Origin of the sequence: Roseobacter sp. HKCCD6576-2 (assembly GCF_013179285.1) — a bacterium.
Lineage (GTDB): Bacteria > Pseudomonadota > Alphaproteobacteria > Rhodobacterales > Rhodobacteraceae > Rhodophyticola > Rhodophyticola oceani.
In genome coordinates this window covers 522,670-549,209 of the sequence record NZ_WVNW01000001.1, presented here as the reverse complement: position 1 = coordinate 549,209, position 26,540 = coordinate 522,670, and the positions used below count along the sequence as shown (strand labels likewise).

Below are 26,540 nucleotides of genomic sequence, written 5' to 3'. Positions count from 1 at the left end.
CCGCCGATCAATCGAAGAGGCGGCGCAATTGCTCCTCGGCTTGCTCCCGCAGCCGTTGCTCCAAGGCGTCCTCAACCTCCTCCTGGCTTTGACCCTCTTGGATGTCGAGGCCCAAAGCATCGCTGGCCTGATCACGGATGCTTTGCTCCAACCGCTCTTGTTCCTCGGCCAGACGCGCCCGGGCCTCTGCCTCCAGGCGTTCGCGCTCTTCGGCCAGTTCCTGTTCGGCGATAAACGCCAGATCGGGGCGGAAGCTGAGATCGGCCCAGGGCCCGGTGATCAGAATCGGCACGGAAATCCCGCCACTGCCATCGGCCCCCTGCATCACCCCGGGGATGACACGATAATTGAGGGTCTGTGCGCCGATATCGGCCTCCCCTGCCCCGGTGACCTGCCCCCAGGGTGCCGCCAGCACCAGGTCGTCGTTCTGGAGCACGCCCGAGGTGATCGCAAAGCTGGCATTGAGACTGTCGAACACCGTCCGCTGCCCCTCGCCCTGGAAGGAGGGGTCGAAATTGCGGATCATACCCGCCAAATCGAAGCCCAGGATTGCACCTTGGCCAAATTGCACCTGGCCGGTGCCCTCAAGGCTTTGCATCAAGCTGGCGACATCATTGCCAACGCCGAGGACATTGATTGCCAAATCGCCACGCCCTTCCAGCCGGTCATATCCCGCCAGTTCTTCCATCAAGGGGCGCAGCGACACATCGCGAAACGCCAGATCGGCGCGCGTCGAGAGGCCACCGCGGCCATTGACCACAACCGTCCCGCTCATCGCGCCATCATAAGCACCAACCCGGCGAAACTCCAAGACCAGTCGGCCTTGGTCGAGCCGGGCGAGAAGATCCACGCCATCCAAATTGGCCAAGCCCAGATCGAGGCGCGCAAGCGCCAGCGTGATCTCGGCATCCAGGGCAAAGAGCCCGCTCACATCAATCGGGTCACGGGGCCAGCCGCCGGTTGTGGAGCCGTCGCTGGACCCGCCCTCTGTTTGCTCACCTTGCGCGCCGCCGGTCAGTGCACTCAGATCCCACTCCTCCCCCTGGACTGCCCCGCGCAAGCTGGGGCGATCCTCACCGGAAAGGAGATCGAGATTGGCGGTCAGCACATGATCATCGAGTGTGAGGCGACCCTGCCGGAGATGCATTGAGCCCTCGCTGGCGAGGGTCACATCACCCGCCACGGCAATTCGATCCCGGCCAAGCCCCTGGGGCAAGTCAGGCGCGGGCTGGCCGATCACCGCCAGAAGTGGCCCGAGATCCTGCGCCTCGAAGCTCAGTTGCCCGTCCATTGCCGGGCTGAGCCCTGCGCGCCCGTCAAACGCGGCGCCGCCGCCGTCCCACTCCAAAGAGAGCGTCAACGGGCGCACTTCACCTTCCAAAAGCGCAGCAATGCCATCGACGCTGGCCTGAAGGGCAATCTCGCTGCCATTCACCACGCTGCTGGCCTCGAGGCTGCCCCGGCCACCGGCCTCGGGCAGGCGCAAAGTCAGGTCCAAGTCTTCTGCGCGCAGGTCTTGGCCGCTGGCTTGGTCGAGATAACGCAGATTGGCGTTCCGGATTTCGGCGGCGTCAAAACCGAGTGTGCTGAGGAGCCCGCCACCGCTTGACGGCTCTTCGGACGCGGAGTCCGTGGAGGCCGGCTCGGCAACGCGACCATCGCCGAAATCCCAGTTCGCCCGGCCATCTGCGGCACGGATAAGAGTGATCTCGGGGGCGTCGAGCATGGCCTCTTCAAGGCGGATTTCCCCGGACAGGAGCGCAGACCAACTGACCCCCACTGTCACCGACTCCGCTGAGAGCAAGTTGCCCTCGTCAAGCCAGTCCGGGTTGCCGATCTCCAAGCCTTCTACCCGCGCACCCAAATACGGGATCAACGTGGGTCGGATGCGCCCGGTGACCACGACGCGTCGGTCGGTGGCCTGCTCCAACCGGTCGGTGACCAGCGCCGCAATCCGCTCCGTCGGGATCGCCAAAAGCGACCCCATGGCGATCAGGCCGAGCACCACAAGCGCGAAAACCGTCCGAATGACCCACCGCATAAAACGCCGCCTCCTGTTTTGCCCGAAGATTAGCCCGATGTGGCGCAGCCGAACAGTCCTTGCCCCAAGTTTGCAGGGGAAAATTCCGGCGGAACCGCCCCGACCGCTCAGTGCGCCGCTTGTCTGTGGCGCACTCGCCCATTGGACGATAGTTTCGGCGGAGACACGGAGGCGCGGATGCTGACATTGGACCATATCGCGATTGCTTGCACCGATTTGACGGTGGGGGCGGCCTGGGCTGAGACGGCATTTGGCGTGCCCCTTGCACCCGGCGGCGTGCATCAGGAGATGGGCACGCATAATCGGCTGCTGTCACTTGGCCCCGAGGAATATCTCGAGGTCATCGCGATCAACCCCGATGCGCCCGGACCGGCGCAGCCCCGATGGTTCGATCTGGACGATTTCGCGGGCCCCACACGCCCGCAGGCCTGGATCGCCCGGGTGCCTGACCTCGACGCTGCACGCGCTGCCGCGCCAGACGGGGTCGGGGTGCCTTGGTCGCTTGCGCGCGCTGATCTGCGCTGGCGGATGGCTGTACCGAAAGACGGCAAACTGCCCTTCGACACCCTGTTCCCCGCCTTGATCGAATGGGAGGGAGAGGCGCATCCGGCCCCGCGCCTGCCCGATCACGGTGTGCGGCTGACCAAACTGATCCTGGCCCATCCAGACGCCGAGGCACTGCGCGCGGCGCTTACCCCGCTCTGTGACGACCCCAGGCTAGAGGTGATCGCCGCCGAAACGCCGTATCTGAGCGTCGTGTTTGATACCCCAAACGGCCCTCTCACCCTATGATCCGCTCGGCCTCGCCCACCGACGCACCCGCGATTGCGGAGATCTGGAACCGCATCATCCGCGACACGGTGATGACCTTCACAACAGCGGAGAAAACTGCCAGCGGCCTTGCGACCGCAATGGAAACGCAGCCGTTCTTCGTTAGCGAGGCCGAGGGCGTCGTCACCGGGTTTGCCACCTATGCGCAGTTCCGCCCGGGGCCGGGCTATGTCTTCACCGTCGAGCACTCGATCCATATCGCCGATCACGCCCGCGGGCAGGGTCTGGGCAGGGCGCTGATGGAGGTTCTGGAGGATCACGCGCGGGTCCAAGGCATGCATTCGATGATCGCCGGGATCTCGGGCGAGAACCCATTCGGCGTGTCGTTTCATACGGCTCTTGGCTATGCCGAAGTCGCGCGCCTGCCGCAGGTTGGGCAGAAATTCGGACGCTGGCACGATCTTGTGCTGATGCAGAAATTTCTCTGACATCTCGGGCGGTTCCGCGCTAAGAGTCCTGCATGTCGATTTGGAGCCGCATATCTGACGCGCTATCGGCGCTGGCCTCCGGCGAGGGTCTGGGCGCGGTGTTCGACAAACTGCGCACGCCGCCGGAACGCTCGGTGGCCTTCACAATCGCGGTCATTGCGCTTTCGGCCAAGATGGCCAAGGCCGACGGGCTGGTCACGCGCGACGAGGTGACCGCGTTTCGGGACGTCTTCCACGTGCCGCCAGAAGAGGAAGCCGCCGCCGCCCGGGTTTTCAACCTCGCGCGCGAAGATGTGGCCGGGTTTGAGGACTACGCCGCCCGGATCGCCCGGATGTTTGCCGACGATCCGGCGGTTCTGTCGGATTTGATGGAGGGGCTGTTCCACATCGCCTGCGCGGACGGGCAGTACCACCCAAACGAAGATCAGTTTTTGGAGCGCGTGGCGGAGATTTTCAACATGGCGCCGCGCGATTTCACCTCGCTGCGCGCCCGCCATGTGCCCGATGCCGCACCTGACCCCTACGTGGTACTGGGCGTGGACACGTCGATGTCGCTCGATGAGATCCGCGCCATCTGGCGGCAACAGGTGCGCGAGACCCATCCCGACCAAATGCTCGGCCGCGGCGTGCCCGAAGAGGCCATTCGCCTGGCGGAACGGCGGATGCAGGCGATCAACGAGGCTTGGGAAGAGATCTCCGCCCATCACGGGAGCTGAGCGCAATGCGGATCGCCACCTATAACGTGGAATGGTTCGCCAATCTCTTCGATGATGAGGGACGCCTGCTGGAGGATGATGGCTGGTCTGGCCGCCAAGATGTGACCCGCAACGCCCAAATCGCCGCCCTGGGCTATGTGTTCCAAGCGCTGGATGCCGATGCCGTGATGGTGGTGGAAGCACCCGATATCTCGCGTCACCGCAATGGCGCCAACGCATTGGAAGGGTTTGCCAAGCGGTTTGGGCTGCGCGCGCGCAAAGCGTTGGCGGGATTTTCCAATGAGACCCAGCAAGAGCTGATCTTACTCCACGACCCCGATGTGATCGGCGCGCGGCATGATCCGCTTGGGCCCGAGACGGGTAAGAAAGGCGGTCGCGATGCGCCGCGTTTCGACAGCACCTTTCGGATCGATTTGGATATCGACGCCACCGAAGACCTTGTCCGGTTTTCAAAACCGCCTTTGGAAGCCGCGCTGGAAACACCGCTTGGACCGATCCGGCTGATCGGCGTCCATATCAAATCGAAAGCGCCGCATGGGGCGCGAGATGATGACGAGTTGATGCGCGTCGCGATTGCCAATCGGCGCAAGCAATTGGCGCAGTGCATCTGGCTCCGTGCCCGGGTGGAACAGCATTTGGCAGCGAACGATCCGTTGATTGTCTTGGGCGATTTCAATGATGGTCCGGGCCTGGACGAATATAAGAAGCTCTTTGGCCGCTCCGGGGTCGAGATCGTCTTGGGCAAAGATTTGCCCGCCGAGGCGCAGCTTTATGATCCCCATGCCGCCGAGGCGCTGCAAAGCCGGATTGCGGCGCAGCCGACCACCGCGCGGTTCTATATCGACGACGAAAACCGCTATCTCTCAGCGCTTTTGGACTATGTCATGGTCAGCCCGGGCCTACGGTCTCAGGCCAAGCGCTGGCGCATTTGGCACCCGTTTGATGACCCGGTTTGCTGGCACGATGACGCGCTTTGCCGGGCGCTGCTGACCGCGTCGGATCACTTCCCGGTTGTGCTGGAGTTGGCCGAGGCCGCCCCGGTTTCCCCTTAAAACAGAGCTGCAAATCGCTTATATTGGCGGCATGAAACAGCTTGCCACAGCCCTGATCGCCCTGTCTTTGCTCAGCGCGCCAGCCGCCGCAGATGACACGCCCACGCCTGAAAGTGAGTTCAGCGAAGGTCTGGATCTGTTCGCCGAAGGCGCGCGTCTGATCATGGAGGGGCTCCGCGAAGAGATGGAGCCGATGTTGGAGGAAATCCAACCGTTCCTAGAGGATGAGATGCTGCCGTTCATGCAAGGCATGGCGGACATGATGGATGACATCACCGCCTATCACCCGCCTGAACGGCTGCCCAATGGCGATATCATCATCCGTCGCCGGGATGACGCGCCGGACCTCCCCGAGATTGGCGAAGGCGGCGAGGTCGAACTCTAGGCTGGCCCCCCGATGCGTCTACCGTTGCGGCATGGGGCGCGGGCTCGGTGCATGCTTTCTACACCATCCGGGGTTGAGACGCCGCACATCGTGGCTCATATCAAGGGAACCGTGAATTTCACCCTTGAGGATGTTTGATGCAACTGCCCTTCCCCGCCCCGACCCGCGATGCCGCAACTGAAACCGGGGGCGCGCCGTTGGGCGATCTGCCGGAATGGGATTTGAGCGATCTTTATGCGGGCGAGGATGCGCCGGAACTGGCGCGCGACCTGAGTTGGCTGGAGGGCGAATGCGCCGATTTCGCGGCGACCTATCAAGGGAAGCTGGCAAGCCTGTCGGCTTCGGACCTGTTGGACTGTGTGCTGCGCTATGAAAAGATCGATGTGATCGGCGGGCGGATCATGTCTTTCGCGGGTTTGCGCTATTACCAGCACACGACCGACCCCGAGCGGGCGAAATTCATGTCCGATTGCCAGGACAAGATCACGGCCATCACCACGCCGCTGGTGTTCTTCTCACTCGAGTTCAACCGGATCGAGGACGCGGCACTCGAGGCGCTTCTGGCGGAAAATGCCGATCTGGCACGCTACAAACCGGTGTTTGACCGGATGCGGGCCATGAAACCGCATCAGCTCTCCGATGAGTTGGAGCAATTTCTGCATGACCAATCCACCGTTGGCGCCGCCGCCTGGAACAAGCTTTTTGACGAGACCATCGCCGGGCTCACATTTGAGATCGATGGCGAGCGTCTGGGTATCGAGGCGACGCTGAACCTTCTGACCGAGCAAGATCGCAGCAAACGCGAGGCAGGTGCGCGGGCCCTAGCCGCGACCTTCCAAGGGCAGCTTGGGCTGTTCTCGCGGGTCCATAATACACTGGCGAAAGAGAAGGAGATCGAAGATCGCTGGCGCAAGCTGCCTACACCGCAAGCGGGCCGGCATTTGGCCAATCATGTGGAACCCGAGGTGGTCGAGGCGCTCCGAAACGCCGTGGTTGCCGCCTATCCCCGCCTGTCGCACCGGTATTATGCGTTGAAAGCCAAATGGTTGGGCTTCGATACGTTAGAGGTTTGGGATCGGAACGCGCCTTTGCCGATGGAAGATACCAAGCTGGTCGGTTGGGAGGAGGCGCGCGCCACAGTGACGGACGCGTATGCCGCCTTTGATCCGCGCATGGCGGAGCTGGCGGAACCATTTTTCACCGATGGCTGGATTGATGCGGGCGTGAAAGAGGGCAAAGCGCCGGGTGCGTTTGCGCATCCGACCGTGGTCGATGTGCACCCCTATGTGATGCTGAACTATCTCGGAAAACCCCGCGATGTCATGACCTTGGCCCATGAATTGGGGCATGGCGTGCATCAACGCCTGGCCGCCGGGCAAGGCGAGTTGCTTTCTTCGACCCCGCTAACTCTGGCCGAAACCGCCTCCGTTTTTGGCGAGATGCTCACCTTCCGCAAATTGCTCGACGCGGCGGAGACGCCGGAGCAGAAGAAAGTACTGCTCGCGGGCAAGGTCGAGGACATGATCAACACGGTCATCCGCCAGATCGCGTTTTACGATTTCGAATGCAAACTGCATGACGCCCGCCGTGAGGGCGAGTTGACCCCCGACGACATCAACGCGCTTTGGATGAGCGTGCAGGCCGAAAGCCTGGGCCCGGTGTTCAATTTCATGGAGGGGTATGAGAGCTTCTGGGCCTATATCCCGCATTTCGTGCATTCGCCATTTTACGTCTATGCTTATGCCTTCGGCGACGGGCTGGTGAACGCGCTTTACGCGGTCTATGCCGAGGGCGAAGAAGGCTTCGAAGAGAAGTATTTCGAGATGCTGAAAGCGGGCGGATCGAAGCACCACAAGGAGCTTCTGGCCCCCTTTGGGTTGGATGCCTCCGACCCGGCGTTCTGGGACAAGGGTCTCAGCATGATCGAAGGCTTCATCGACGAGTTGGAGTCGATGGAGGGGTGACTCATGCCCGATCAGCCCGCAAAACGCACGTTTAAGGGACGTTTGAAGCGCGGGCTGGTTCGGGTCCGAACCCACGTCCCACCGGGCCTGCGCCTGCTGCTCGGCCTTATCCTGATTGTGGGCGGCGTGTTTGGGTTCTTACCTGTGTTGGGCTTCTGGATGATCCCACTTGGCATCGCCGTCGCCGCGCTTGATATCCTCCCAATCTGGCGTTGGCTGCGTGGACAGCACAGGCGATGAGTCAAATCCTCTTTAGAGATCGGGGAGTTACCGGCGCCCTTCGCGCAGCCAAGCCCCCACCATCAGCGCCGCTGCAAGCAGCAGGAATAGCCACGACGCAATGAGCGGTGTAACGGTGACATCTGTCGTCAGATAGGCCGCGCGCGGGGTCAGGCCGATCCACCCCCTGCCCGCCGCATTCCGCCCTTCCGACACGCGGCGCAGGTCGGGCAAGCCATCTTCGAGGCGCAAAATGCCACCTCGCATCGGATTGATCGCAGGCGCTAGGCGATCTCCGCTGGCGATGGTTTCCTCAAACTCGCGTGGCGCGGCAGGGCCTAGCGCGACCACGGCTTCCATATCGCCCTCGCGCAACCGATAAAGCCCCTGTTCGACGCCGTCATATGTCGCCACGAACTGCCCCGGTGCCGTCTCTTCCAACTCCAACACCATCTGGGATCCGTCTGGCGCGGTGACGGTGACGTCACCAACCTCTTCGGCCAAGCTCTGCCGGGTGATCTGGATGCTTTGCCCATCGGCCAAGGCGCGCAGCGCCTCTTCCTCCAGGTCCGGTTCGCCCATCATCCAATGCGCCAGGCGGCGCAGCATCTCCAATTGCGGCCCGCCTCCCTCATAGCCGCGATCCCAGAGCCAGGCATGATCTGAGGCCAAAAGCGCCACACGCCCCTCGCCAACCCGGTCAAGCATCAGCAGGGGCGCATCTTCGGCCCCGGTCATCACGGTTTGCCCCGCCCGCTCGATCAGTTCGATCTGCCGGAACCAACGCCCCCAGGGCACATCGCCCTCGTCCAGCGCACCCGGGGCTTGATCAAGCCCGGTGGTCACCGGATGCCGTGCGCCGAGGTCGGAGATTTGCGGCAGGAACGGCGCCTCGACCACGCGCGCCGTCGGTTGGCCCGGCAGAATCTCCGAAAGGGGGGTGCGATAAAGCGAATCCGCGCTGGCGAAATCAGGACCGGTCGCCATCAAAAGCGCGCCGCCGTCTTCCACATATCGCCGCACATTGTCGAGATAGAGCATCGGCAGAATACCGCGCCGTTGATAGCGGTCGAAAATGATCAGGTCGAACTCGTCAATCGCCTCCATGAACAGTTCCCGCGTGGGGAACGCGATGAGGCTCAGCTCGGTCACCGGCACGCCGTCTTGCCGATCCGGCGGGCGCAGAATGGTGAAATGCACCAGGTCGACGGCCGGGTCGGACTTCAGAAGGTTGCGCCAGGTGCGTTGCCCCGGATGCGGCTGCCCCGAGACCAGCAACACGCGGAGCCGGTCGCGGACGCCGTTGATCTGCACAACGGCGGCGTTGTTCCGGTCTGTTAACTCGCCCGGCGCGGCGGGCACGATGAACTGGATCACATTCATCCCTGCATGCGGCAGGGTCAGCGGCAAGGTGATGTCTTCGCCAACAGGCACCTGGAAACTGCGTGGGGCATCGCCGTCGATGGAAATCAGCAGTTCAGACCGCCCGGCGACCCCTTCGGGCACCGCGCCCTGATCTTCGATTCGCAGGGTCAGCGTTACCTCTTCGTCCAGGATCGCGAAGGCGGGTGCGTTCTGGACCAACAAGCGCCGGTCCCAATCGCCCGCCCGGCCGGTCAAAAGCGCATGGATCGGTGCGGGCATGTCGGGCACCAGGCCCGCATCGTGTAACTGCCCATCGGTCAGCAAAATCGCGCCAGCGACCCGAGCCCGCGGCAGATCGGCCATCAGCCCGGTCAGCGCTTGCATCAACAAAGTGCCGGAATTGTCATCCCCATCGCCAACGCGGGTTTGACGCAGTTCCATGCCCAAGCCCGCGACTTCGGCCTCAAGCCCTGTGATCGCCTCGGCAATCTGTTCGGGGCGGTCAGAGAGATTTTGGCTCGCGCTTTCGTCGATCACCAATAGGACGATATCACTGAGCGGCTCCCGCTCTTCGTTTTGCAGCGACGGGTTGGCCAGCGCCAGGAGCAGGGCCGCCGCCGCCAGAGCCCGGAACGGCCAGCCAGACAATCCGCGCCAAAGCGCCAAGGCGGTGATCAAAAGGGCGACGCCGGTCAGGCCCCAAATCAGGGGCCAAGGCAAAAGCGGATCGAAGAGGAGATCACTGGCCATCGCGCTACTGCCCCAACCGGTCAAGCAGAGCGGGCACATGCACCTGATCGGACTTATAATTCCCGCTCAAGACATGCATCACCAGATTGACCCCAAACCGATGCGCGATCTCGCGTTGCCGTTCGCCCGTGAACCCGCGCCCGACAGGGAAAAGAGGGCGCCCACTCGCGTCCACCGCCCAGGCCGCCGCCCAATCATTGCCACCGATCACAACCGGCGTGACCCCATCATTGAGATTCCGAAACGGCATGCCGTCGATCTGCTCCGCATCCGGAGGTGACGCCTCAACCCAAACATCGCGGTTCAGGTGGCGGCCCGGGAAATCTTGCAGAAGATAGAAGGTACGGGTCAGCACGTGATCCGAGGGGATCGGCTCTAACGGGGGGATGTCGAGCGGGGCCGCCAATTGCCGAAGCCGTCGGCCTGTCGGCGTGGCCGCGCCGAAGCCACCCAAATCCGCATCGCGTGTGTCGAACACGATCATCCCGCCCGAGCGCAGATAGGTGTTGAGCCGGGCATAAGCTTCCGCTGAAGGCAGCGGCTGATCCGGCGAGATCGGCCAATACAGCATCGGGAAGAACGCCAGTTCATCGGTTTCCAGATTCACGCCGATAGGTGGCGCGGGCTCGACGGAGGTCCGCTGCCAAAGCGTGTTGGAAAGGCCCTGAAGGCCGGCGCGGCTGACATCGTCCATCCGCGCGTTGCCGGTTTCTACATAGGCCAAGGTGATCTCGGAAGTGGCGAGGAGCGCCAGCTCATCCTCGACGCTCTGCTGCGCCTCCGCCATCGGCGCGAGACCAAATGCCAAGGCCAGAACAGCCGCACTGCGCGCCAAGCCGGACAAACGGCCCGACAACCAAAGCGCCGCGAGCACATCCAGCATCAACAGCGCCAGCGCCGCCGTCAGAAATGCCGCCATCAAATCGGTTGGCGCAACGACAGAGAGCCCCTCAACCGGCACATCCCGGGGCCAGACCGCTGGCGCCAAGACCGTCTCTGGCCCAATTACGTTCCGCGCGACGCGCCGTTCCGATCCGGCATAGAGACCCGGCAAAATCTCGGCGGAGAGAGGCGCTTCGGCAAGGTCGGCCCCTGACACACCTGGCCGTGCGCCCGCGTCGCGCAACACGCCGAACCCGTCCAAGACTTGTTCCGGCACCCAAGTAACACCCTCCAAATCGGCAGCCGCCGGGTTTACGGGGCGGGTCGAGATCGCCAACCGCTCCAACATCTGCACGAAGAGGCCCGAGAGCGGCAGGCTCGACCATTCCGCATTGGCCGTCACATGGAACAGCACGACACCGCCCTGACCCAGAGTTGTGCGCGTCACGAGCGGTGTGCCATCGGCCAAGGCCGCAATCGTCCGCTCCGACAGCATCGGGTCCGGCTGCGCCAAAACTTGGCTGGTGACATTCACATCCTCGGGGATCGGCAAGCCATAAAACGGCGAGTCTTCGGCGAAGGGCCGGAGCGCTTTCGGCTCGCCCCAGCTCATCGCGCCGCCGACCGTGCGCCCGCCTTCGCGGAGGCGCACGGGCAAAAGTGGGTCCATCTCAGCCCGGGCAATGTCGGAAGCCGCCAAGCGCGGACCGGCGAAACGAACCAGCAAGCCACCGTCCTGCACCCAGGCGGTCACGCCCTCCTGCTCATCTGGGCTCAACTGCGCCACATCGGCCAGGATGATCACGTCGGGGCTGGCGAGAAGCAGATCGGAAAGCGCCCCTTCCAGCAAATCCGCCGTTGGTTCCAGAGCCTCGCGCAGGAAATGCAGCGGCGAGAGCAAGACCTGCCCCTCGCGCTCGGGTGCCCCAGAGATCAAGGCGATCTCACGGCGTTGCAAGCTGTCATCGGTCAATGACACGGCGCCAGCGCTGCGCGCGCCCGTCATTTCAAACCGGGTGATCCTGTTGCGCAACTCCGGCGGCAGGCTCAGCGCCAGTTCCGCCGCCATCTCCCCACCGTCGAAACGCAGTGTGTCGCGCGCCAATTCGCGCGGGGTGCCAGCCGGGTCCAAGCCGAAGGCGGCCACAGGCATGTCGCGCGGTTCTGTCGTGCCCAAGCGCATTGCTGGAATGACGATCAGCCCATCTTCGAACCGGGGCGGTGCCAGAGCCACCACGTCGCGCGCGCCTTGGAACACGCTGAGCGGGCCCAAATCCTGAAACGCATCAATCAGATCGCCGCGCCCCGCGCGATCGACGCCATCGGAGATCCACGCAACCTCAAGCGGGCCTTCCAAACCGTCGACCCAATCGACAGCCGCCGTCATGTCGGGCGCATAGGGGCGCGGCGCCAGGTTCGGCACCCGCTGCGCCCAGGCATTTGCGGCCTGTAGCGGCAACGCGCCGTCAGCGTGCTCCCCCAATCGCACCAACGCGACGGGACGGCCCGCCCGGCCCGCTTCGTCCAAAAGCAAGCCCACCCGATCAAGCCGCGCTTGCCAGTCGCCCGCGCTGGCCCAGGAGGCATCCATCGCGATCAGGAGCGGCCCTTCGCCCGGGCGGTCCTCTTCGGGGTTCAAAACCGGCCCCGCGAAACCAATGATCGCAGCGGCCACCGCCAACATCCGCAACAGCAACAGCCACCACGGCGTTTTGTCCGACTGGCTGTCATCATCCCTTAGCCCCAAAAGCAGGGCGACCCCAGGGAAGCGCCGCCGGATCGGCGCGGGTGGCACAGCGCGGAGCAACCACCACAAGATCGGCAGCACGATCAGCGTGATCAGCAAAAGCGGTGTGGTGAAGGCCAAAGAGGACAGCATTACCGGGCCCGATCCAACATATTGTAGAGCCAAAGCAAAGTCGGTTCGCCGGATTTGTCGGTATGGTGGCAGTGATAGCGCCAGCCGGTGCGCCGGGTGATCTCTTTCAGCCGCGCCTTCCGCTCGGCCAGCCGCTCCAAATAGGCTTCGCGGAGGCTTTTGGCTTTCAACGTCTCAAACCGGATCGTCCCGGACATGCTTTCAAACAGCGTCCGCCCATCAAAAGGAAAAAGCTCTTCCTGCGGATCCAACACCTGCACCAAAGCGCCCTTTACACCCCGATCTGCGGCCTGGCCCAAGACGGTCTCAATCGCCGACGGGTCGCCCAAGAAGTCCGAGAAGAACACCGCCCGACTGCCCACGGGCAAAACGCGCGGCTTCGGCGCGCCATAATCGCCCAGCTCATGACTGTCCATCAAGGCGGAGGCCATGCGGATCAACTGCGCCTCGCCGCCCCGTGGCGGATCGACCAGATGCGTCAGGCCCACCCGTTCGCCACCGCGCACCGCCAGGATGCTCAAGGCCATCGCCAAGGTCTGCGCCCGCCGCAGTTTCGACGGTCGAGATTTGTCGCCCGTGAAAGTCATCGAGGCGGCATCATCCACCCCGATCATCAACGATTGCGCCGCCTGCCACTCGGTTTGCCGCACGAAATGGCCATCCGCTCGGGCCGAGCGGCGCCAATCGATGCTGCGATAGGCATCGCCGGCCTCGGCGGCGCGGTATTGCCAGAATTCGTCGCCCGTTCCGGCCCGTTTGCGACCATGCTCGCCCAATAGGATCGTCGCCGCCAAATGCTGCGCCTCCACCAGAAGCGGCGGCAGGCTGCGCGCAACGGATTCCGATCTGGAGCGAAGCGTCTCGGGCGTATGAAGCGCGGTGTCGCTCAAGCGGCTGCCTCAACCCGGGTGACCCGTGCCGTCACCTCATCAATCACCTGGTCCAGCTCTGCCCCTTCGGCCCGCGCCGCGAAGCTGAGCGCCATCCGGTGGCCAAGCACCGGTTTGGCAAGCGCGGCGACATCCTCCGCCGAGGGCGCCAAGCGGCCATCCAGCAAGGCGCGCGCCCGCACGGTGAGCATCAGCGCCTGCGCCGCCCGTGGGCCCGGCCCCCAAGCCACAGTATCGCGCACAACTTGCGGTGCTTCTTCGGCCTCGGGCCGACACGCGCGGACCAGATCGAGGATCAACTCGACAACCGCCTCTCCCACCGGCATCTGACGAACAACCTGTTGTGCTGCCATCAACGCCTCGGGCGTGAAGACCTGTGTCGCTTTGGCCTCTTCCAGACCGGTCGTGGCCAGAAGGATCCCGCGTTCGGTCTCGCGGTCGGGATAATCCACATCGATCTTCACCAAGAAACGGTCAAGCTGCGCCTCGGGGAGCGGGTAGGTCCCTTCCTGCTCAATCGGGTTCTGCGTGGCGAGAACGTGGAACGGACGTGGCAGGGGATGATGCACCCCGGCAATGGTCACTTCCATCTCTTGCATCGCTTGGAGCAGTGCCGATTGGGTCCGCGGCGACGCGCGGTTGATCTCATCGGCCATCAGCAACTGACAGAACACTGGCCCCTCGATGAAACGAAACGACCGCGCGCCATCGGCGGCGGTTTCCAACACTTCGGAACCCAGGATATCGGCAGGCATCAAATCGGGCGTGAACTGAATTCGGTTCGCAGAGAGCCCCATCACCGTCGAAAGCGTATCCACCAACAGCGTCTTTCCGAGCCCCGGCAACCCCATCAGAAGCGCATGCCCACCTGACAGCATCGCCGCCAAAGACAGGTCCACAACCTCGCGCTGCCCGATGATCTTTGTGGCGATGCTCTCTTTGGCCTCGGCCAGTTGAGCGCCGAGGTTTTCGATCTCCGCCACAAGGTTTTCGGGATCAGACATGGCAATGCTCCACAAGGTGAATATGTTGTGTGTAAGTAAACCGAACTATTGCCCCGACCACAAACGGCAAAAGACATGTCTGGACAAAACATTGTGACCCCTGATGCCGAAAGCCTGATGGCGTCGGCGAAAGCTGCCCAAAAAGACGGCAAACTCCCGCCTGTGCACCTCTGGAACCCGCCATTCTGCGGCGATCTGGATATGGAGATCAAACGCGACGGGACCTGGTTCTACAACGGCACGCCGATTGGTCGCGCGCCGTTGGTCCGGCTTTTCTCGTCGATCTTGAAGCTCGAAGAGGGCAAATACTTCCTGGTCACGCCGGTGGAGAAGGTCGGCATTCGGGTCGAAGACGCACCCTTTGTCGCCCAGGATTTCGAGGCGGCGGGGGATGGACCCGCGCAGGTGATCACCTTCACCACCCATGTGGGCGATACGGTGACCGCCGGGGCCGAGAACCCGATCCGCGTGATCCGTGACGCAAGCGGCGAACCCTCGCCCTATGTTATGGTCCGCGCCGGCATGGAGGCGCTGATCGACCGCAAAAGCTTCTATCGGCTGGTCGATTTGGGCGATGCCTATTGCCATGAGGACGTAAACTGGTTCGGCGTCTGGTCTGGCGGTGTGTTCTTTCCAATTATCCCGGTGTCAGAGCTAAATATCTGACCCGAGGTGACAGGCTCCTGACAGAACGTTGTCAGGAGGGGTATGCGATAGAGGTTGGGTAAATCCCGAAACATGGAGCCCAAACATGCCTGTCCATCCCCAACATACCGTCTGCTGGTTTGAGATCCCGGTCAGCGATCTTGAGAAATCCATCGCTTTCTACGACGCTGTGCTCGATACCAACCTGACCTTCGACAACAATGGTCCGAATCCTATGGCGATGTTCCCCACCTCAGACACCACCAATGGTATCTCTGGCCATCTCTACCCGGGCACACCTTCAGAGCATGGCTCGACGATTCATCTGGTCGCTCCCGATGATCTGGCCGCGACGCGCAAACGGGTTGAAGCGGCGGGCGGGAAGGTGGAAAGCCCTGACATTCCGCTGCCATCAGGGGCATTTTTCTATGCCCGCGACCTTGATGGGAACTCCATCGGCTTCTTCCAGTTCAACAGCTGAGAGGAACGCGCTGGCCCCCACCCCGGGGGCCGCGCTACCCTATTTCTCATGCGACGCGCTGACCGACTGTTTCAAATCGTCCAGCTTCTGCGTTCCGGCAAGCTGACCACCGCCCGGTATCTGGCCGAGGCGCTGGAAGTTTCCGAGCGCACGATCTATCGCGATATCGCCCATTTGATCGGCTCGGGCCTGCCCATAGATGGCGAGGCCGGTTTGGGTTATCTGATGCGGGCGGGGTATGACCTCCCGCCCTTGATGTTCACCACCGAAGAGATCGTGGCTTTGACCGCAGGTGCCCGGATGATCCGGGCCTGGGGTGGCGCCGCCATGGTGCGCGGGGCGGATCAAGCGCTCGACAAGATCACCAGTGTTCTTCCAGATGACGCCCGCGCCCGTGCCGAGGCCGTTGCGATCCACGCCATGCCGCGCGCGAATATGACCGAAGCCCTGCGCGAAACCATCGATCAGCTTGAGGCCGCTGTGACCAAACGCGAGCGGATTGCCATCGCCTATACCGATGAGGCGGGCAACAACACCAACCGGATCGTCCGCCCGGTCGGGCTTTGGTATTGGGGGCCGGTCTGGACCCTTGTCGCCTGGTGTGAGTTGCGCGCAGATTTCCGCATGTTCCGACTGGATCGGATCGGCACGGCCGAAAGCGCCGGGGCCTTCAACCCGGAACCGGGTCAAGGTTTGCAAGACTTCTACGCCCAACAATTGGCGCGCTACGGCTGCGATCCGCACTAGTCGGTTTGTGACTTGCCGCATCAGCGGGGATGTTTATTGTCACCGTCAATTACTATGCCCACCGTGCCGGAGGCCCGAATGATCCCTGCCCGCTTCGCCCATATTCTTTTTGGCCTGCTTTTGTCAGGTATGATGTCGTTTCTCGTCTCCGGTATCGCCACCTTTCGCGCCGCCGGATTGGCAGACGGATTTGTTGGGCTTTGGATGACGTCATGGGTGAATTCCTGGGCCGTGGCCTTCCCGGCGGTCCTGATCGTCGCCCCGATCACCCGCCGTTTGGTGGCGCGTTTGGTGCGCGCAGACACTTAATCTGAGATTTCTTTGAACCGCTTCGACCGGCTGCCCGACACATGAGCGGACGTGGCACCGTTTGGCTGCCTATCGCGCATCTTTGCGCGACAGGATCACAGCCTTGCTACGGTGACACGCTCCGGTTTTGAGCAGCAACGTCCTTTTAGCCACGGCCCCGCTTCGGCGGGGCCGTCTTTTACCAACCGAGACCAAATCCTGGCCTTTCCGCTCAGACCTGATCCAAATCAGCCATCCGCGCCAACATCCGGCGCAAAACAGCGACATCTTCCTCACTGAACGGCGCCGTCAAAGCCTCATCAAACCGCCGCGCCTCCTCATAAAGGGCGCGAAACACCCGGTCTCCACTCGCCGTCAGGTTCAGCAATTCCTGGCGACGGTCCGCATCCATCACGGACCGCGACAGATAGCGTTTTTTCTCTAGCGCGGCGACCGCGCGGCTCACCTTGGTCTTGTGGATATGCGACCGGCGACAGATCTCTTTCGCGGTCATCGCGCCATATCGGCCCAAATGCAAAAGCACCCGCCATTCGGTGCGCAACATGCCATAGCGCTCTTTGTAATGCCGTTGAAACGCCAGGCTCGACCGCTCCGCCGCTTGGGTCAGCAGATAGGGCAGAAAATCGCGCAGATCGAAGTCGTCATTTTTGACCATTTGCACAGACTAGGCCTTGTTAGTTACAAAACCAACTAATATTCCAACCACGTGGGGGAGGGAGGCCCCCGCACCTCGCGCCCCTTGCTCGAAGGGCCGAAGCGCGTCACGATCCCCCTTCCTTGTCCGATCGCCCGAGGGTGCCCCCCGACCGGCCCAAGCGAAAGCCGTTCCATGCCGCTAATGAAAAGCTGGGTGACCTCCGCCAATTCGGCCGAGAGCCCCTTTCCACTGAACAACCTGCCCTATGGTGTGTTTTCAACCGGCGATGAGCCGCCCCGGTGTGGTGTCGCAATTGGCGATATGATCCTCGACATGGCCGCCGCCGAAGACGTCGGGCTGGTCGACATGGGCGAGGCGGATGTCTTCTTCCTGCCGTTTTGGAATGATGTGATGGATCTGGGTCCGGAGGCTTGGGCAGCCCTCCGCGCGCGCCTGATCGCCATCCTCTCCGAGGGTGCGGCAGAGCAGGCCGAGGTGGAGCCGCTTTTGGTGCCGATGGCGGAGGCCACGCTGCACCTGCCGATCGCGGTTTCCGAATATACCGATTTCTATGCAGGTCGGCATCACGCCACGAATGTCGGCACCATGTTCCGGGGGGCCGAGAACGCCCTGCCGCCGAACTGGCTGCACATCCCCATCGGCTATAACGGTCGCGCCAGCACGGTCGTGGTCAGCGGCACGGATATCGTCCGGCCCAATGGCCAGACGAAAGCCCCCGATGCCGATGCGCCGAGTTTCGGCCCCTGCAAACGGCTTGATATTGAGCTGGAAATGGGCGCGATTGTCGGCGGCATGACCGCGATGGGCGACACGCTCAGCGTTGCCGAGGCCGATGAAATGATCTTCGGCTATGTGCTGTTGAATGACTGGTCCGCGCGCGACATCCAAGCCTGGGAATACCAACCGCTTGGGCCGTTCCAGGCCAAAGCCTTCGCCACCTCGATCAGCCCCTGGATCGTGACCACCGCTGCGCTGGACCCGTTCCGCGCGCCCACCCCGCCGCGCGAGGTGCCGCTTCTGCCGCATCTCGAAGAACCCGGCCCGATGCTTTTCGACATCTCGCTTAGCGTGGGGTTGCAGCCGGCCGGCAGCAGCATAGAAACCGTGATCTGCCGCACCAATTACAACGAGATGTATTACTCCGCCGCGCAGCAATTGGCGCATCACGCCTCCTCCGGCTGCGCCATGACCACCGGCGATCTTTTAGGCTCCGGCACGATTTCGGGGCCGGAGCGGGACAATCGCGGCTCGCTGCTTGAGATCAGTTGGGGGGGCAAAGACCCGATCCAATTGCCCGGCGACGTTACGCGCAGCTTCCTGGAGGACGGCGACACCGTCACGCTCTATGGCGCGGCCTTGGGGGACGGTTACAAGATCGGCTTTGGCAGTTGCACCGGCACCATTCTGCCCGCACGGTCGCTTTAGACCTCCACGGATGCGGTCGGCACAGATATATCCCGGCTCAAAGCCCGCTTTGCCAGTCGCGCACCGCCTCGATCGGGGCCAAGAGCATCAGCACGTTCAACGCCAAACCATCGCGGATCAGAAAGATCGTCAGCGCCTCGAAGCCGATGATGATCGCCACGCTGGCCCAAATCGGCAGCTTCCGTGCCAGCCAGAAGCCAATAAGCATCGCGGCCAGATCGGCCATCGAATTGACGACGCTGTCGCCGTAGTAATCCAGCGAGATCGTCACGGCGCGGTAATGCTCGATCACCGCATCCGTATTCTCGGAAATCTCCCAAACCACCTCGATCAGCGTCGCAATCACCAACCGCCAACCGACCGACAGCTTGCGCGCCACGACCCACAGCGCCCCGTAAAACAAGATGCCGTGGATCAAATGGCTAGGCGAATACCAGTCAAACAGATGCTGCGAGCTTTCCGAGCTGAAGGTCTGCCCGTGCCAGATTTTGATGTAGCCGCATTCGCAATACGGCACGCGACCCATTTGCAGCAAGATGATGGCACAAGCCGCGATCACCGCTGCAGTGACCCAATAGGGCACCGTATTTCGACGCAATATCATCCCTCTACCCGATCACACGCCGGATCAGGCGTCTAGCAAGGAAATCCTTACCATGGCTAAAGCTTTTGCCTCCCAAGGCGACATGACGGAAAAGACCATCTCCTTCACCGAAGTTGGTGACGGACTTTGGGCCTTCACCGCCGAGGGGGACCCGAACTCTGGCGTCATCATCGGCGACGACAGCGTCATGATCGTCGAGGCGCAAGCGACCCCGCGCCTGGCTGCAAAAGTGATCGAAAAGGTGCGTGAGGTGACGGACAAACCGATCTCACACCTGGTGCTGACCCATTATCACGCGGTGCGCGTGCTTGGTGCCTCGGCCTATAACGCCGATCAGATCATTATGGGCGAAGCGGCCCGCGCTATGGTCGTCGAACGCGGTCAAGAGGATTGGGATAGCGAGTTTCAACGCTTCCCCCGCTTGTTCGAAGGGCATGAAAGCATCCCTGGCCTCACCTATCCGACGACAACCTTTAGCGAGGATATGAGTGTTTATCTCGGCAACCGCCGGGTCGATCTGATGCATCTGGGCCGGGCGCATACGGCGGGGGATATCGTGATCCATGTGCCGGACCAAAACGTGATGTTCACCGGGGATATCGTGGAAGACCACTCCGCCTGCTATTGCGGTGACGGGCATTTCCGGGAATGGGGTCCAACGCTCGATAATATCGCGAGCTTCGATGTGGACGCGATTGCGCCGGGTCGCGGCGATGCGCTGGTTGGTAAAGACGCCGTTGAGCGCGCCATCGAAAGCACCCGCGATTTCGTGGCCAGCACCTATGCGCCCGCCGCGAAGGTTGCCGCTCGCGGCGGCAGCCTGAAAGAAGCCTGGGATGCGGTCCGCGCCGCCTGTGACCCGAAATTCGCCGATTACGCGATTTATGAGCATTGCCTGCCGTTTAATGTCGCTCGCGCCTATGACGAGGCGCGCGGCATCGACACACCGCGCATCTGGACGGCACAACGCGACATAGAAATGTGGGAGGCGTTACAAGGATGAGCCTGGAGCCATTCATTCGCCAAGCTCAGAACAACGCCTGGGCCAATGCCACGCTCTATGCGGCGGTGACAGCGATGCCAGCGGACGGCTATACCGCCGCGTACCCGAGCTTCTTCGGCTCGATCCCGCGGACGTTGAACCACATCTATGAGGTCGATCTCTTCTATATCGACGCGCTGACGAATGGCGGGGCAGGCCGCGCGGTTTTCGATCGGGACGATATCATGGACCCGGCGGAGCTTGCCGCGGCTCAGGCCAAATCGGACGCGCAGCTCATCCGTCATTGCGCGGGCCTCGACGAGGCGCGCCTGCATGACGACGTAACCGTTGAACGCCTGAACGGACCGACGGTCGAGCGCCGCGATTATCTGCTCCTGCATCTCTTCCAGCACCAGGTTCACCACCGCGGCCAGGTCCATAGCCTGCTCAGCCAGGCCGGGATCGATCCGCCGCAGCTGGATGATTTCTTTCTGGAGTTCGGCCGGGTCGAGACCGCGACGCCTTATTGGGAGGGTCAATGATGAATATGGAACCCCGCTATCGCCTCGCCTTCGAGCTTTATCCTTACGAGAAACACGCTGACCAGGATGCAAGCGTGCCCGTTCGCCACCCGATCATCATCGTCGGCGCGGGTCCAATCGGCGTCGCCACCGCCCTTGATCTTGGCCAACGCGGGCAACACGTTCTGGTGCTCGACGATCATGAGGGCATCGGCGAGGGCTCCCGCGCCATCTGTTTTTCGCAGCGTTGTCTAGAGATTGCCGACCGGCTCGGCTGTGGCGAGGCCATGGTGGAGAAAGGCGTCGTCTGGAACCTCGGCAAGGTGTTCCATGGCGCGGACCGGGTGTTCGAATTCAATCTCCAGCCGGAGGACGGCCACAAGAACCCGGCTTTCATCAACCTGCAACAACCGTATTTCGAGCGCTTCCTGGTCGATCATGTCCGCGCCGAGCAGGCCAAAGGCACGCCGATCGAGATCAGAGGCCGGAACCGGGTGACGGCGTTGGAGGAGAAGGACGACCACATCCTGCTCTCCATCGAAACGCCCGACGGTCCCTACCAAATCGAAACCGATTGGCTGATCGCTTGCGACGGTGCGCGGTCGCCGCTCCGCGATATGATGGGGTTCGGGTTTGAGGGGCGGGTGTTTGAGGATAATTTCCTCATCGCCGATGTGAAAATGACCGCCGATTTTCCGACCGAACGCTGGTTCTGGTTTGAGCCCCCTTTCAAAGACTCCGGCCAATCCGCCCTGCTCCACAAACAGCCCGATGATGTCTGGCGGATCGACTTCCAACTGGGCTGGGATATCGACCGCGAGAAAGAATTGGATGAGGCCAATATCCGCGCCCGGGTCGATGCGATGTTGGGGCCGGATGCAGAGTATGAGTTGGAATGGACCTCAATCTACACCTTCCAATGCCGCCGGATGGAGGCGTTTCGTCATGGCCGGGTGATGTTCGCCGGCGACGCCGCGCATCAGGTCTCGCCCTTCGGGGCGCGTGGGGCCAATTCTGGCATGCAGGACGCCGAAAATCTCGCTTGGAAGCTCGATCTGGTGATCCGTGGCCTGGCCCCCGACAGTCTGCTCGACACCTATTCCGAAGAGCGGGTCCATGGCGCAGATGAAAACATCCTGAACTCCACCCGTGCGACCGATTTCATCACGCCCAAAACCGAGATCAGCGCGCTGTTCCGCAATGCCGTCCTGCATCTCGCCCATGACCATCCCTTCGCACGCCCGTTGGTCAATTCCGGGCGGCTTTCGGTGCCCTGCACCTATGATGGCCTCTCGCTCACCGGCGACGACAACCTGCCGGGTGGCCCCGGGCGCACCCGCCCCGGCGCACCTTGCGTGGACGCGCCTTTGGGCAGTCAATTCCTGCTCAACATGCTTGGGCAAGGGTTCAGCCTTCTCACGATAGATGCTGAGGCCCCGGATGACCTTACCGAGGCGCAGATTCCGATCACCCGCCTCGCCCTCGGTGCAGAAGACGACGCAACTGGCGCCCTCGCAGAACGTTATCTGGGCGACACGCAAAGCGCGGTCTATCTGATCCGCCCCGATCACCACGTCGTCGCGCGTTGGGCCGCGTTCGATGAGGGTGCAACCCGCACCGCCCTTCGCCGCGCGATTGGACAGGAGTGAGCCTATGAGCTTGAACACCGCCGCCAACATCCCGGATCAAGACGGGTTCTATCAGGAGCTTTTGAGCGCCCATGACGGGCTCAGCAAAGCGGAAAGCGATGCGCTGAACGCCCGGCTGATCTTGATCCTCTGCAATCATATCGGGGATCGCGCCGTGATCTCGGCCGCGCTTAAAGCCGCCAAATGAGGGAGACCGTCCTCTACGATTATCCCAATTCTTCGGCCAGCTACCGGGTGCGGATCGCGCTAAACCTCGCGGGCATCCCTTACCGCGCGGTTCAGGTCAATCTTCTAGAAAAAGATCATAAGGCGACTGACCATCTGGCGCGAAACCCGCAAGGCTTGGTTCCCGTGCTTGAGATCGATGGGCAGAGCTTCACCCAGTCCCTCGCCATTATCGACTATCTCGACACGACGCGTGAGCTGGGGTTTCTGCCGAAAGACCCCGCGATACGGGCCAAGGTCCAAGCCCTCGCCTATGTCATCGCGGTCGATTTGCACCCGGTCTGCAACCTCTCCGTCGTGACCCATGCCACGGGCGGCGAAGAGCCTGCGCGCACCAACTGGATGCAGCATTTCATCCGCCCAGGGCTGCGCGCTTTTGAAACTCTCCTGGCGGAGTTTGAGCAAACACCCTTCGCGATTGGCGATCATCCGAGCCTGCCCGATCTCTGCCTGATCCCGCAGCTTTACAACGCCAATCGGTGGGGCGCGGATTACAGCGATTGCACGCGCATCAAAAGCATTGAGGCTGCTTGCGCCACACATCCCGCGTTTGCCGCCGCGACGCCCGAAGCGGTCACAGCCAGCTAACACTCAAGCATCGCTTGCCGCCGATCGCGCGCATGGGTCCGGAACAGGTTGTGCGGATCAACGCAGCCTCGATGCATGTCCTCGGAAACGTTGGCGCGCAGTTTCGCGATGACATTGCGCAACAGGATTGGGGTAAAACCAGGGCCAAGGCGAGATGCTCTGTGCCAGGATTCCTGAGATGCCCGAGGTGTTTGGCCTCGGCGCTGAGGCCTTCAACCCCTGCGGCAAAACCAACACGGCAGCGACCGATAAGAGCCATCAACACAATCTCGAAGGCACCGCTCAACTAAGCACAATGAGCCAGGCGCACAAACATTTGGATATCGCCCAAATGCGCGTTGGTAGCGGGCCTGCGCTGATCAGAATCCCGGGCCGGGGCGGAGCTCTAACCGCCGGGGGCTTTACGCAGCGAAAGCCTGTCTGCATACTCTTTGGGGCCAAACACCGGCAAAGATCGGTTTGGCCCAAAGGGAGGACCCCCGATGCTCCGGGAGACACCATTCGATCAATGGTATGAAGATTTGCACGCGATTTGCGGCGCCTATGACGGTGTCCCGCAACGCGGACAACGGGCCGTCAAAGGCCAGATCGGGGTACATGGATTCGACCATCTGGATGTGGCCGATGTCTGGGGCAATGTCGCCAAGATTGAGCGGGATCGTGCGGGCATTCGGCGCGACGAGAACGAATATATCTTCTTTGTGATCGAGATGACCGGCACGCTGGCCGTCGATCACAATGAGAGCCAATCGCGCCTGACGCCTGGCGATTGCCTGCTGCTCGACAGCACCAAAGAGGGCGTCTTGCACATGGCCGAAGACAGTAGCCGCTTGATGTCCGTCCACTTGCCGCGCCAAAGCTTTCTGAGCGAGCGCCGCCCGGGTGTGCGGATCGGAGAACGGCTGGACGCGGGCAATCCGGTCAACGCGATGCTGACCAAACATTTCTTCCGCTTCTTTAATGAAAACGGCGCGGGCGACCGGCAGGGCAACGCCACATTGCTCTTCGATATGATCCACTTGGCTTTCTCGCGCCCCGAAGATGGGTTGGCGGGGATCGAGTTGAGCAATGCCGCCGATCGCTATGAACTGGCGCTGGATCTGATCGACACCCATCTGACCGCCGATTACCTCTCCCTGCCCTGGCTCGCGGCGCAGCTTGGTCAGTCCGAACGCCAGATCCAACGCCTGTTCCAGGCCCAAGGCACCAGCTTCATCGATTTGGTCCGATCCAAACGTTACCGATTTGTCACCGAGCATCTGAACCATTTGCCCCATGTGCATGGCCGGATCTCCGACATCGCCTATCGCGCCGGGTTTCAGGACCTGTCGAATTTCAACCGTGGCTTTCGCGCCCGCTTTGGCATGAGCCCGCGCGACTACCACCGCCGCCACCATGAGGCGCCGCCGCATATGGCGTAAAATGCCGAGACTCCGGATTTTCCGCGCGGCACGATAGGTGCCCAAGCGGAGGTCTGTCTCGCACATGCTCGCGATCACCAGACCTAAGGGAGGACAGAATGACAGAAGGCATCGCGCCTGCTGAAAAGGCGGCTTTGGGCATCACGCCCCAGGGAGTCGCTCATGTGGCCGGACCCACGGACGAACCGTTGATCGAGTTGACCATCCCGGCGCTTCTGGCCGACACCGTGGCACGCTTTGGCGCGCAAGAAGCGGTTGTGTTTCGTGCCCAGGGCATCCGCTGGACCTGGGCGGAGTTCGCGGCCCGAGTCGACGCGCTGGCCGGCGGGCTAATGCGGTTGGGCCTGGCAAAAGGCGACCGTTGCGGTGTCTGGGCCCCCAACCGCTATGAATGGCTGCTGGCGCAATTCGCCACCGCCCGGATCGGGGTGATCTTGGTGAATATCAACCCGGCCTATCGCCTGCACGAACTGGAGTTCGCGCTGGCGAAAACCGGATGCACCGCGCTGATCCTGCCTGAGCGGTTTAAGTCGTCGGAATACCTCGCCATGCTGCGCGTCGTTGCACCAGAGCTGAACGAAGACGCGCCCGGTGATCTACACTCCGCCAGCTTGCCCGACCTCCGGCACGTCATTGTCATGGGCGACGCGCCGCATCCGGGGTGCTTCAGCTTTCCTGAGATTGAAGCGAAAGGTGTAGATGTCCCGACGGCCGATCTCGACGCCATCACGGCGACGCTCGACCGCCATGACCCGGTGAATATTCAGTTCACCTCTGGCACGACCGGCATGCCGAAAGGCGCGACGCTGACGCATCGCAACATCGTCAACAACGCCCATTTCGTGACCGCGGCAATGAAGTTCTCAGAGGTGGACCGGCTCTGTATTCCGGTCCCGTTCTACCACTGTTTCGGCATGGTGATGGGCACGCTTGGCTGTGTCACCAAAGGCGCGGCCATGATCGTCCCCGGCGAGGGGTTCGACCCGATCGATACGCTCGAAACCGTCGCGGAAGAGCGCTGCACCGCGCTTTATGCCGTCCCGACGATGTTTGTCGGGATGTTGGAGCATGACCGCTTTGGGGAGTTCGACCTCTCAAGCCTGCGCACCGGTATCATGGCCGGCGCGCCCTGCCCCATCGAGGTGATGAAACAGGTCCAACGGGACATGCATATGTCTGAGGTGACTATCGCCTATGGCATGACCGAGACCTCGCCCGTCTCCTTCCAATCCGACACCGATACGCCGCTCGACAAACGGGTCGGCTCAGTCGGGCGGATACAGCCACATCTGGAGGTGAAGATCGCGCGTGAAGATGGCTCCATCGCCGATGTGACGGAGCAAGGCGAGTTGATGACCCGCGGCTATTCCGTGATGCGAGGGTATTGGGATGAGCCGAAACGCACAGCCGAGGCCATTGATCCCGAAGGTTGGATGCATACTGGCGATCTCGCCACAATTGACGCCGAGGGGTATTGCAACATCACCGGACGGGTGAAAGACATGATCGTGCGTGGCGGTGAGAACGTCTATCCGCGCGAGATTGAGGAATTCCTCTACACCCACCCTGATGTCAGCCAAGTTCAGGTTTTTGGCGTTCCCGACCACAAATACGGCGAGATCGTCGCCGCCTGGATCGTGCCGAAACCCGGCGCCACACCGACCGAAGACGCCATCCGACAATTCTGCCGCGATCAGATCGCGCATTTCAAAGTGCCCGCCCTGGTGCGTTTCAAATCCGAACTGCCGATGACCGTGACCGGCAAACCGCAGAAATTCGTCATGCGAGACGCCATGGTCGAGGAACTGGGCATCGATATCGAAAAGACCGCGTGAAGCGGCGACACAGACGAAGGGACTGACGGCACAGAAGATCAAGA

At 62.2% G+C, this 26,540-nt stretch carries 27 protein-coding genes; 20 read left to right on the top strand and 7 right to left on the bottom strand.

The annotated features are described in order from the left end of the window. Window positions 1-7 precede the first annotated feature (7 nt). Window positions 8-2,041: an AsmA family protein gene (locus tag GTF44_RS02650; protein WP_171557319.1), complete on the bottom strand. Its 2,034-nt coding sequence runs from the start codon at window positions 2,039-2,041 to the stop codon at window positions 8-10. Between the two features lie 177 nt (window positions 2,042-2,218). On the opposite strand from GTF44_RS02650, the gene GTF44_RS02645 reads away from it, so the two are divergent. The 7 genes from GTF44_RS02645 to GTF44_RS02615 all read left to right on the top strand — a co-directional run bounded on the left by GTF44_RS02645 (window position 2,219) and on the right by GTF44_RS02615 (window position 7,657). After that, window positions 2,219-2,833, top strand: a complete 615-nt coding sequence (locus tag GTF44_RS02645; RefSeq protein WP_171557317.1) for a VOC family protein — start codon at window positions 2,219-2,221, stop codon at window positions 2,831-2,833. Beyond that, window positions 2,830-3,300 (top strand): GNAT family N-acetyltransferase, encoded by a 471-nt coding sequence (locus GTF44_RS02640; RefSeq protein ID WP_171557315.1) that lies wholly within the window; start codon window positions 2,830-2,832, stop codon window positions 3,298-3,300. Before GTF44_RS02645 ends, GTF44_RS02640 begins: the two co-directional genes overlap by 4 nt. 32 nt (window positions 3,301-3,332) lie before the next feature. Next, a complete protein-coding gene (locus tag GTF44_RS02635; RefSeq protein ID WP_171557314.1) occupies window positions 3,333-4,016 on the top strand; it encodes a molecular chaperone DjiA in 684 nt (227 codons plus the stop codon). A gap of 5 nt (window positions 4,017-4,021) precedes the next feature. Continuing rightward, the gene (locus tag GTF44_RS02630; protein WP_171557312.1) at window positions 4,022-5,068 is read left to right on the top strand and encodes an endonuclease/exonuclease/phosphatase family protein; all 1,047 of its coding nucleotides are present in this window, start codon (window positions 4,022-4,024) and stop codon (window positions 5,066-5,068) included. A gap of 31 nt (window positions 5,069-5,099) precedes the next feature. Then, window positions 5,100-5,453: a hypothetical protein gene (locus tag GTF44_RS02625; protein ID WP_171557311.1), complete on the top strand. Its 354-nt coding sequence runs from the start codon at window positions 5,100-5,102 to the stop codon at window positions 5,451-5,453. A 137-nt stretch (window positions 5,454-5,590) separates the two neighbouring features. Next, entirely contained in the window at window positions 5,591-7,417 is a 1,827-nt protein-coding gene (locus tag GTF44_RS02620) for a M3 family oligoendopeptidase (protein ID WP_171557309.1), read from the top strand. 3 nt (window positions 7,418-7,420) lie between these two features. Further along, the gene (locus GTF44_RS02615) at window positions 7,421-7,657 is read left to right on the top strand and encodes a hypothetical protein (protein WP_171557307.1); all 237 of its coding nucleotides are present in this window, start codon (window positions 7,421-7,423) and stop codon (window positions 7,655-7,657) included. Between the two features lie 27 nt (window positions 7,658-7,684). On the opposite strand, the gene GTF44_RS02610 is transcribed toward GTF44_RS02615, so the two are convergent. The 4 genes from GTF44_RS02610 to GTF44_RS02595 are packed head-to-tail and all read right to left on the bottom strand — an operon-like array spanning window position 7,685 to window position 14,406. After that, the gene (locus GTF44_RS02610) at window positions 7,685-9,751 is read right to left on the bottom strand and encodes a hypothetical protein (RefSeq protein WP_171557305.1); all 2,067 of its coding nucleotides are present in this window, start codon (window positions 9,749-9,751) and stop codon (window positions 7,685-7,687) included. 4 nt (window positions 9,752-9,755) lie between these two features. Beyond that, window positions 9,756-12,512: a DUF4159 domain-containing protein gene (locus GTF44_RS02605; RefSeq protein WP_171557304.1), complete on the bottom strand. Its 2,757-nt coding sequence runs from the start codon at window positions 12,510-12,512 to the stop codon at window positions 9,756-9,758. After that, entirely contained in the window at window positions 12,512-13,402 is an 891-nt protein-coding gene (locus GTF44_RS02600) for a DUF58 domain-containing protein (RefSeq protein ID WP_171557302.1), read from the bottom strand. Before GTF44_RS02600 ends, GTF44_RS02605 begins: the two co-directional genes overlap by 1 nt. Next, window positions 13,399-14,406, bottom strand: a complete 1,008-nt coding sequence (locus GTF44_RS02595) for a MoxR family ATPase (protein ID WP_171557300.1) — start codon at window positions 14,404-14,406, stop codon at window positions 13,399-13,401. Before GTF44_RS02595 ends, GTF44_RS02600 begins: the two co-directional genes overlap by 4 nt. A gap of 75 nt (window positions 14,407-14,481) precedes the next feature. Between GTF44_RS02595 and GTF44_RS02590 the strand changes: the two genes are divergently transcribed. From GTF44_RS02590 to GTF44_RS02575, 4 genes are all read left to right on the top strand, one after another. Beyond that, complete coding sequence (locus GTF44_RS02590) at window positions 14,482-15,072, top strand: DUF1285 domain-containing protein (protein WP_171557298.1); 591 nt, start codon at window positions 14,482-14,484, stop codon at window positions 15,070-15,072. A gap of 85 nt (window positions 15,073-15,157) precedes the next feature. Continuing rightward, on the top strand, window positions 15,158-15,532 hold the full coding sequence (locus tag GTF44_RS02585) for a VOC family protein (protein ID WP_171557297.1): 375 nt from the start codon (window positions 15,158-15,160) through the stop codon (window positions 15,530-15,532). Between the two features lie 48 nt (window positions 15,533-15,580). Then, the gene (locus tag GTF44_RS02580; protein ID WP_171557295.1) at window positions 15,581-16,279 is read left to right on the top strand and encodes a YafY family protein; all 699 of its coding nucleotides are present in this window, start codon (window positions 15,581-15,583) and stop codon (window positions 16,277-16,279) included. 78 nt (window positions 16,280-16,357) lie between these two features. Then, window positions 16,358-16,588, top strand: coding sequence for a DUF2798 domain-containing protein (locus GTF44_RS02575; protein WP_171557293.1), 231 nt, complete (start codon window positions 16,358-16,360; stop codon window positions 16,586-16,588). Window positions 16,589-16,799: 211 nt separating this feature from the next. On the opposite strand, the gene GTF44_RS02570 is transcribed toward GTF44_RS02575, so the two are convergent. After that, window positions 16,800-17,243, bottom strand: coding sequence for a MarR family winged helix-turn-helix transcriptional regulator (locus GTF44_RS02570; protein ID WP_171558565.1), 444 nt, complete (start codon window positions 17,241-17,243; stop codon window positions 16,800-16,802). A 174-nt stretch (window positions 17,244-17,417) separates the two neighbouring features. Here GTF44_RS02570 and fahA point away from each other — a divergent pair, with 174 nt between their 5' ends. Beyond that, window positions 17,418-18,671, top strand: coding sequence for a fumarylacetoacetase (gene fahA / locus GTF44_RS02565; RefSeq protein WP_171557292.1), 1,254 nt, complete (start codon window positions 17,418-17,420; stop codon window positions 18,669-18,671). 37 nt (window positions 18,672-18,708) lie between these two features. Here fahA and GTF44_RS02560 read toward each other — a convergent pair whose 3' ends face one another. Further along, window positions 18,709-19,275, bottom strand: a complete 567-nt coding sequence (locus GTF44_RS02560; RefSeq protein WP_171557290.1) for a DUF2585 family protein — start codon at window positions 19,273-19,275, stop codon at window positions 18,709-18,711. Window positions 19,276-19,327: 52 nt separating this feature from the next. On the opposite strand from GTF44_RS02560, the gene GTF44_RS02555 reads away from it, so the two are divergent. From GTF44_RS02555 to GTF44_RS02520, 8 genes are all read left to right on the top strand, one after another. After that, window positions 19,328-20,278 (top strand): MBL fold metallo-hydrolase, encoded by a 951-nt coding sequence (locus GTF44_RS02555; protein ID WP_171557289.1) that lies wholly within the window; start codon window positions 19,328-19,330, stop codon window positions 20,276-20,278. Next, a complete protein-coding gene (locus GTF44_RS02550) occupies window positions 20,275-20,799 on the top strand; it encodes a DinB family protein (RefSeq protein WP_171557287.1) in 525 nt (174 codons plus the stop codon). Before GTF44_RS02555 ends, GTF44_RS02550 begins: the two co-directional genes overlap by 4 nt. Then, complete coding sequence (locus GTF44_RS02545) at window positions 20,799-22,427, top strand: FAD-dependent oxidoreductase (protein WP_171558563.1); 1,629 nt, start codon at window positions 20,799-20,801, stop codon at window positions 22,425-22,427. The genes GTF44_RS02550 and GTF44_RS02545 overlap by 1 nt, the downstream gene beginning before the upstream one ends. 4 nt (window positions 22,428-22,431) lie before the next feature. Further along, window positions 22,432-22,614 (top strand): DUF2783 domain-containing protein, encoded by a 183-nt coding sequence (locus GTF44_RS02540; protein WP_171557285.1) that lies wholly within the window; start codon window positions 22,432-22,434, stop codon window positions 22,612-22,614. Then, the gene (gene maiA / locus GTF44_RS02535; RefSeq protein WP_171557283.1) at window positions 22,611-23,240 is read left to right on the top strand and encodes a maleylacetoacetate isomerase; all 630 of its coding nucleotides are present in this window, start codon (window positions 22,611-22,613) and stop codon (window positions 23,238-23,240) included. Before GTF44_RS02540 ends, maiA begins: the two co-directional genes overlap by 4 nt. Further along, a complete protein-coding gene (locus tag GTF44_RS02530; RefSeq protein ID WP_171564038.1) occupies window positions 23,183-23,530 on the top strand; it encodes a trimethylamine methyltransferase family protein in 348 nt (115 codons plus the stop codon). The genes maiA and GTF44_RS02530 overlap by 58 nt, the downstream gene beginning before the upstream one ends. A gap of 192 nt (window positions 23,531-23,722) precedes the next feature. Then, window positions 23,723-24,661, top strand: coding sequence for a helix-turn-helix domain-containing protein (locus GTF44_RS02525; protein ID WP_145212483.1), 939 nt, complete (start codon window positions 23,723-23,725; stop codon window positions 24,659-24,661). Between the two features lie 98 nt (window positions 24,662-24,759). Continuing rightward, the gene (locus GTF44_RS02520) at window positions 24,760-26,496 is read left to right on the top strand and encodes an AMP-binding protein (protein WP_171557280.1); all 1,737 of its coding nucleotides are present in this window, start codon (window positions 24,760-24,762) and stop codon (window positions 26,494-26,496) included. The last annotated feature ends 44 nt before the right edge of the window (window positions 26,497-26,540 follow it).

Excerpts from the sequence above, each read along its gene's own strand:
- GTF44_RS02650 (WP_171557319.1), bottom strand. The coding sequence starts at position 2,041 with ATGCGGTGGGTCATTCGGACGGTTTTCGCGCTTGTGGTGCTCGGCCTG.
- GTF44_RS02645 (WP_171557317.1), top strand. The coding sequence starts at position 2,219 with ATGCTGACATTGGACCATATCGCGATTGCTTGCACCGATTTGACGGTG.
- GTF44_RS02640 (WP_171557315.1), top strand. The coding sequence starts at position 2,830 with ATGATCCGCTCGGCCTCGCCCACCGACGCACCCGCGATTGCGGAGATC.
- GTF44_RS02635 (WP_171557314.1), top strand. The coding sequence starts at position 3,333 with ATGTCGATTTGGAGCCGCATATCTGACGCGCTATCGGCGCTGGCCTCC.
- GTF44_RS02630 (WP_171557312.1), top strand. The coding sequence starts at position 4,022 with ATGCGGATCGCCACCTATAACGTGGAATGGTTCGCCAATCTCTTCGAT.
- GTF44_RS02625 (WP_171557311.1), top strand. The coding sequence starts at position 5,100 with ATGAAACAGCTTGCCACAGCCCTGATCGCCCTGTCTTTGCTCAGCGCG.
- GTF44_RS02620 (WP_171557309.1), top strand. The coding sequence starts at position 5,591 with ATGCAACTGCCCTTCCCCGCCCCGACCCGCGATGCCGCAACTGAAACC.
- GTF44_RS02615 (WP_171557307.1), top strand. The coding sequence starts at position 7,421 with ATGCCCGATCAGCCCGCAAAACGCACGTTTAAGGGACGTTTGAAGCGC.
- GTF44_RS02610 (WP_171557305.1), bottom strand. The coding sequence starts at position 9,751 with ATGGCCAGTGATCTCCTCTTCGATCCGCTTTTGCCTTGGCCCCTGATT.
- GTF44_RS02605 (WP_171557304.1), bottom strand. The coding sequence starts at position 12,512 with ATGCTGTCCTCTTTGGCCTTCACCACACCGCTTTTGCTGATCACGCTG.
- GTF44_RS02595 (WP_171557300.1), bottom strand. The coding sequence starts at position 14,406 with ATGTCTGATCCCGAAAACCTTGTGGCGGAGATCGAAAACCTCGGCGCT.
- GTF44_RS02590 (WP_171557298.1), top strand. The coding sequence starts at position 14,482 with ATGTCTGGACAAAACATTGTGACCCCTGATGCCGAAAGCCTGATGGCG.
- GTF44_RS02585 (WP_171557297.1), top strand. The coding sequence starts at position 15,158 with ATGCCTGTCCATCCCCAACATACCGTCTGCTGGTTTGAGATCCCGGTC.
- GTF44_RS02580 (WP_171557295.1), top strand. The coding sequence starts at position 15,581 with ATGCGACGCGCTGACCGACTGTTTCAAATCGTCCAGCTTCTGCGTTCC.
- GTF44_RS02575 (WP_171557293.1), top strand. The coding sequence starts at position 16,358 with ATGATCCCTGCCCGCTTCGCCCATATTCTTTTTGGCCTGCTTTTGTCA.
- GTF44_RS02570 (WP_171558565.1), bottom strand. The coding sequence starts at position 17,243 with ATGGTCAAAAATGACGACTTCGATCTGCGCGATTTTCTGCCCTATCTG.
- fahA (WP_171557292.1), top strand. The coding sequence starts at position 17,418 with ATGCCGCTAATGAAAAGCTGGGTGACCTCCGCCAATTCGGCCGAGAGC.
- GTF44_RS02560 (WP_171557290.1), bottom strand. The coding sequence starts at position 19,275 with ATGATATTGCGTCGAAATACGGTGCCCTATTGGGTCACTGCAGCGGTG.
- GTF44_RS02555 (WP_171557289.1), top strand. The coding sequence starts at position 19,328 with ATGGCTAAAGCTTTTGCCTCCCAAGGCGACATGACGGAAAAGACCATC.
- GTF44_RS02550 (WP_171557287.1), top strand. The coding sequence starts at position 20,275 with ATGAGCCTGGAGCCATTCATTCGCCAAGCTCAGAACAACGCCTGGGCC.
- GTF44_RS02545 (WP_171558563.1), top strand. The coding sequence starts at position 20,799 with ATGAATATGGAACCCCGCTATCGCCTCGCCTTCGAGCTTTATCCTTAC.
- GTF44_RS02540 (WP_171557285.1), top strand. The coding sequence starts at position 22,432 with ATGAGCTTGAACACCGCCGCCAACATCCCGGATCAAGACGGGTTCTAT.
- maiA (WP_171557283.1), top strand. The coding sequence starts at position 22,611 with ATGAGGGAGACCGTCCTCTACGATTATCCCAATTCTTCGGCCAGCTAC.
- GTF44_RS02525 (WP_145212483.1), top strand. The coding sequence starts at position 23,723 with ATGCTCCGGGAGACACCATTCGATCAATGGTATGAAGATTTGCACGCG.
- GTF44_RS02520 (WP_171557280.1), top strand. The coding sequence starts at position 24,760 with ATGACAGAAGGCATCGCGCCTGCTGAAAAGGCGGCTTTGGGCATCACG.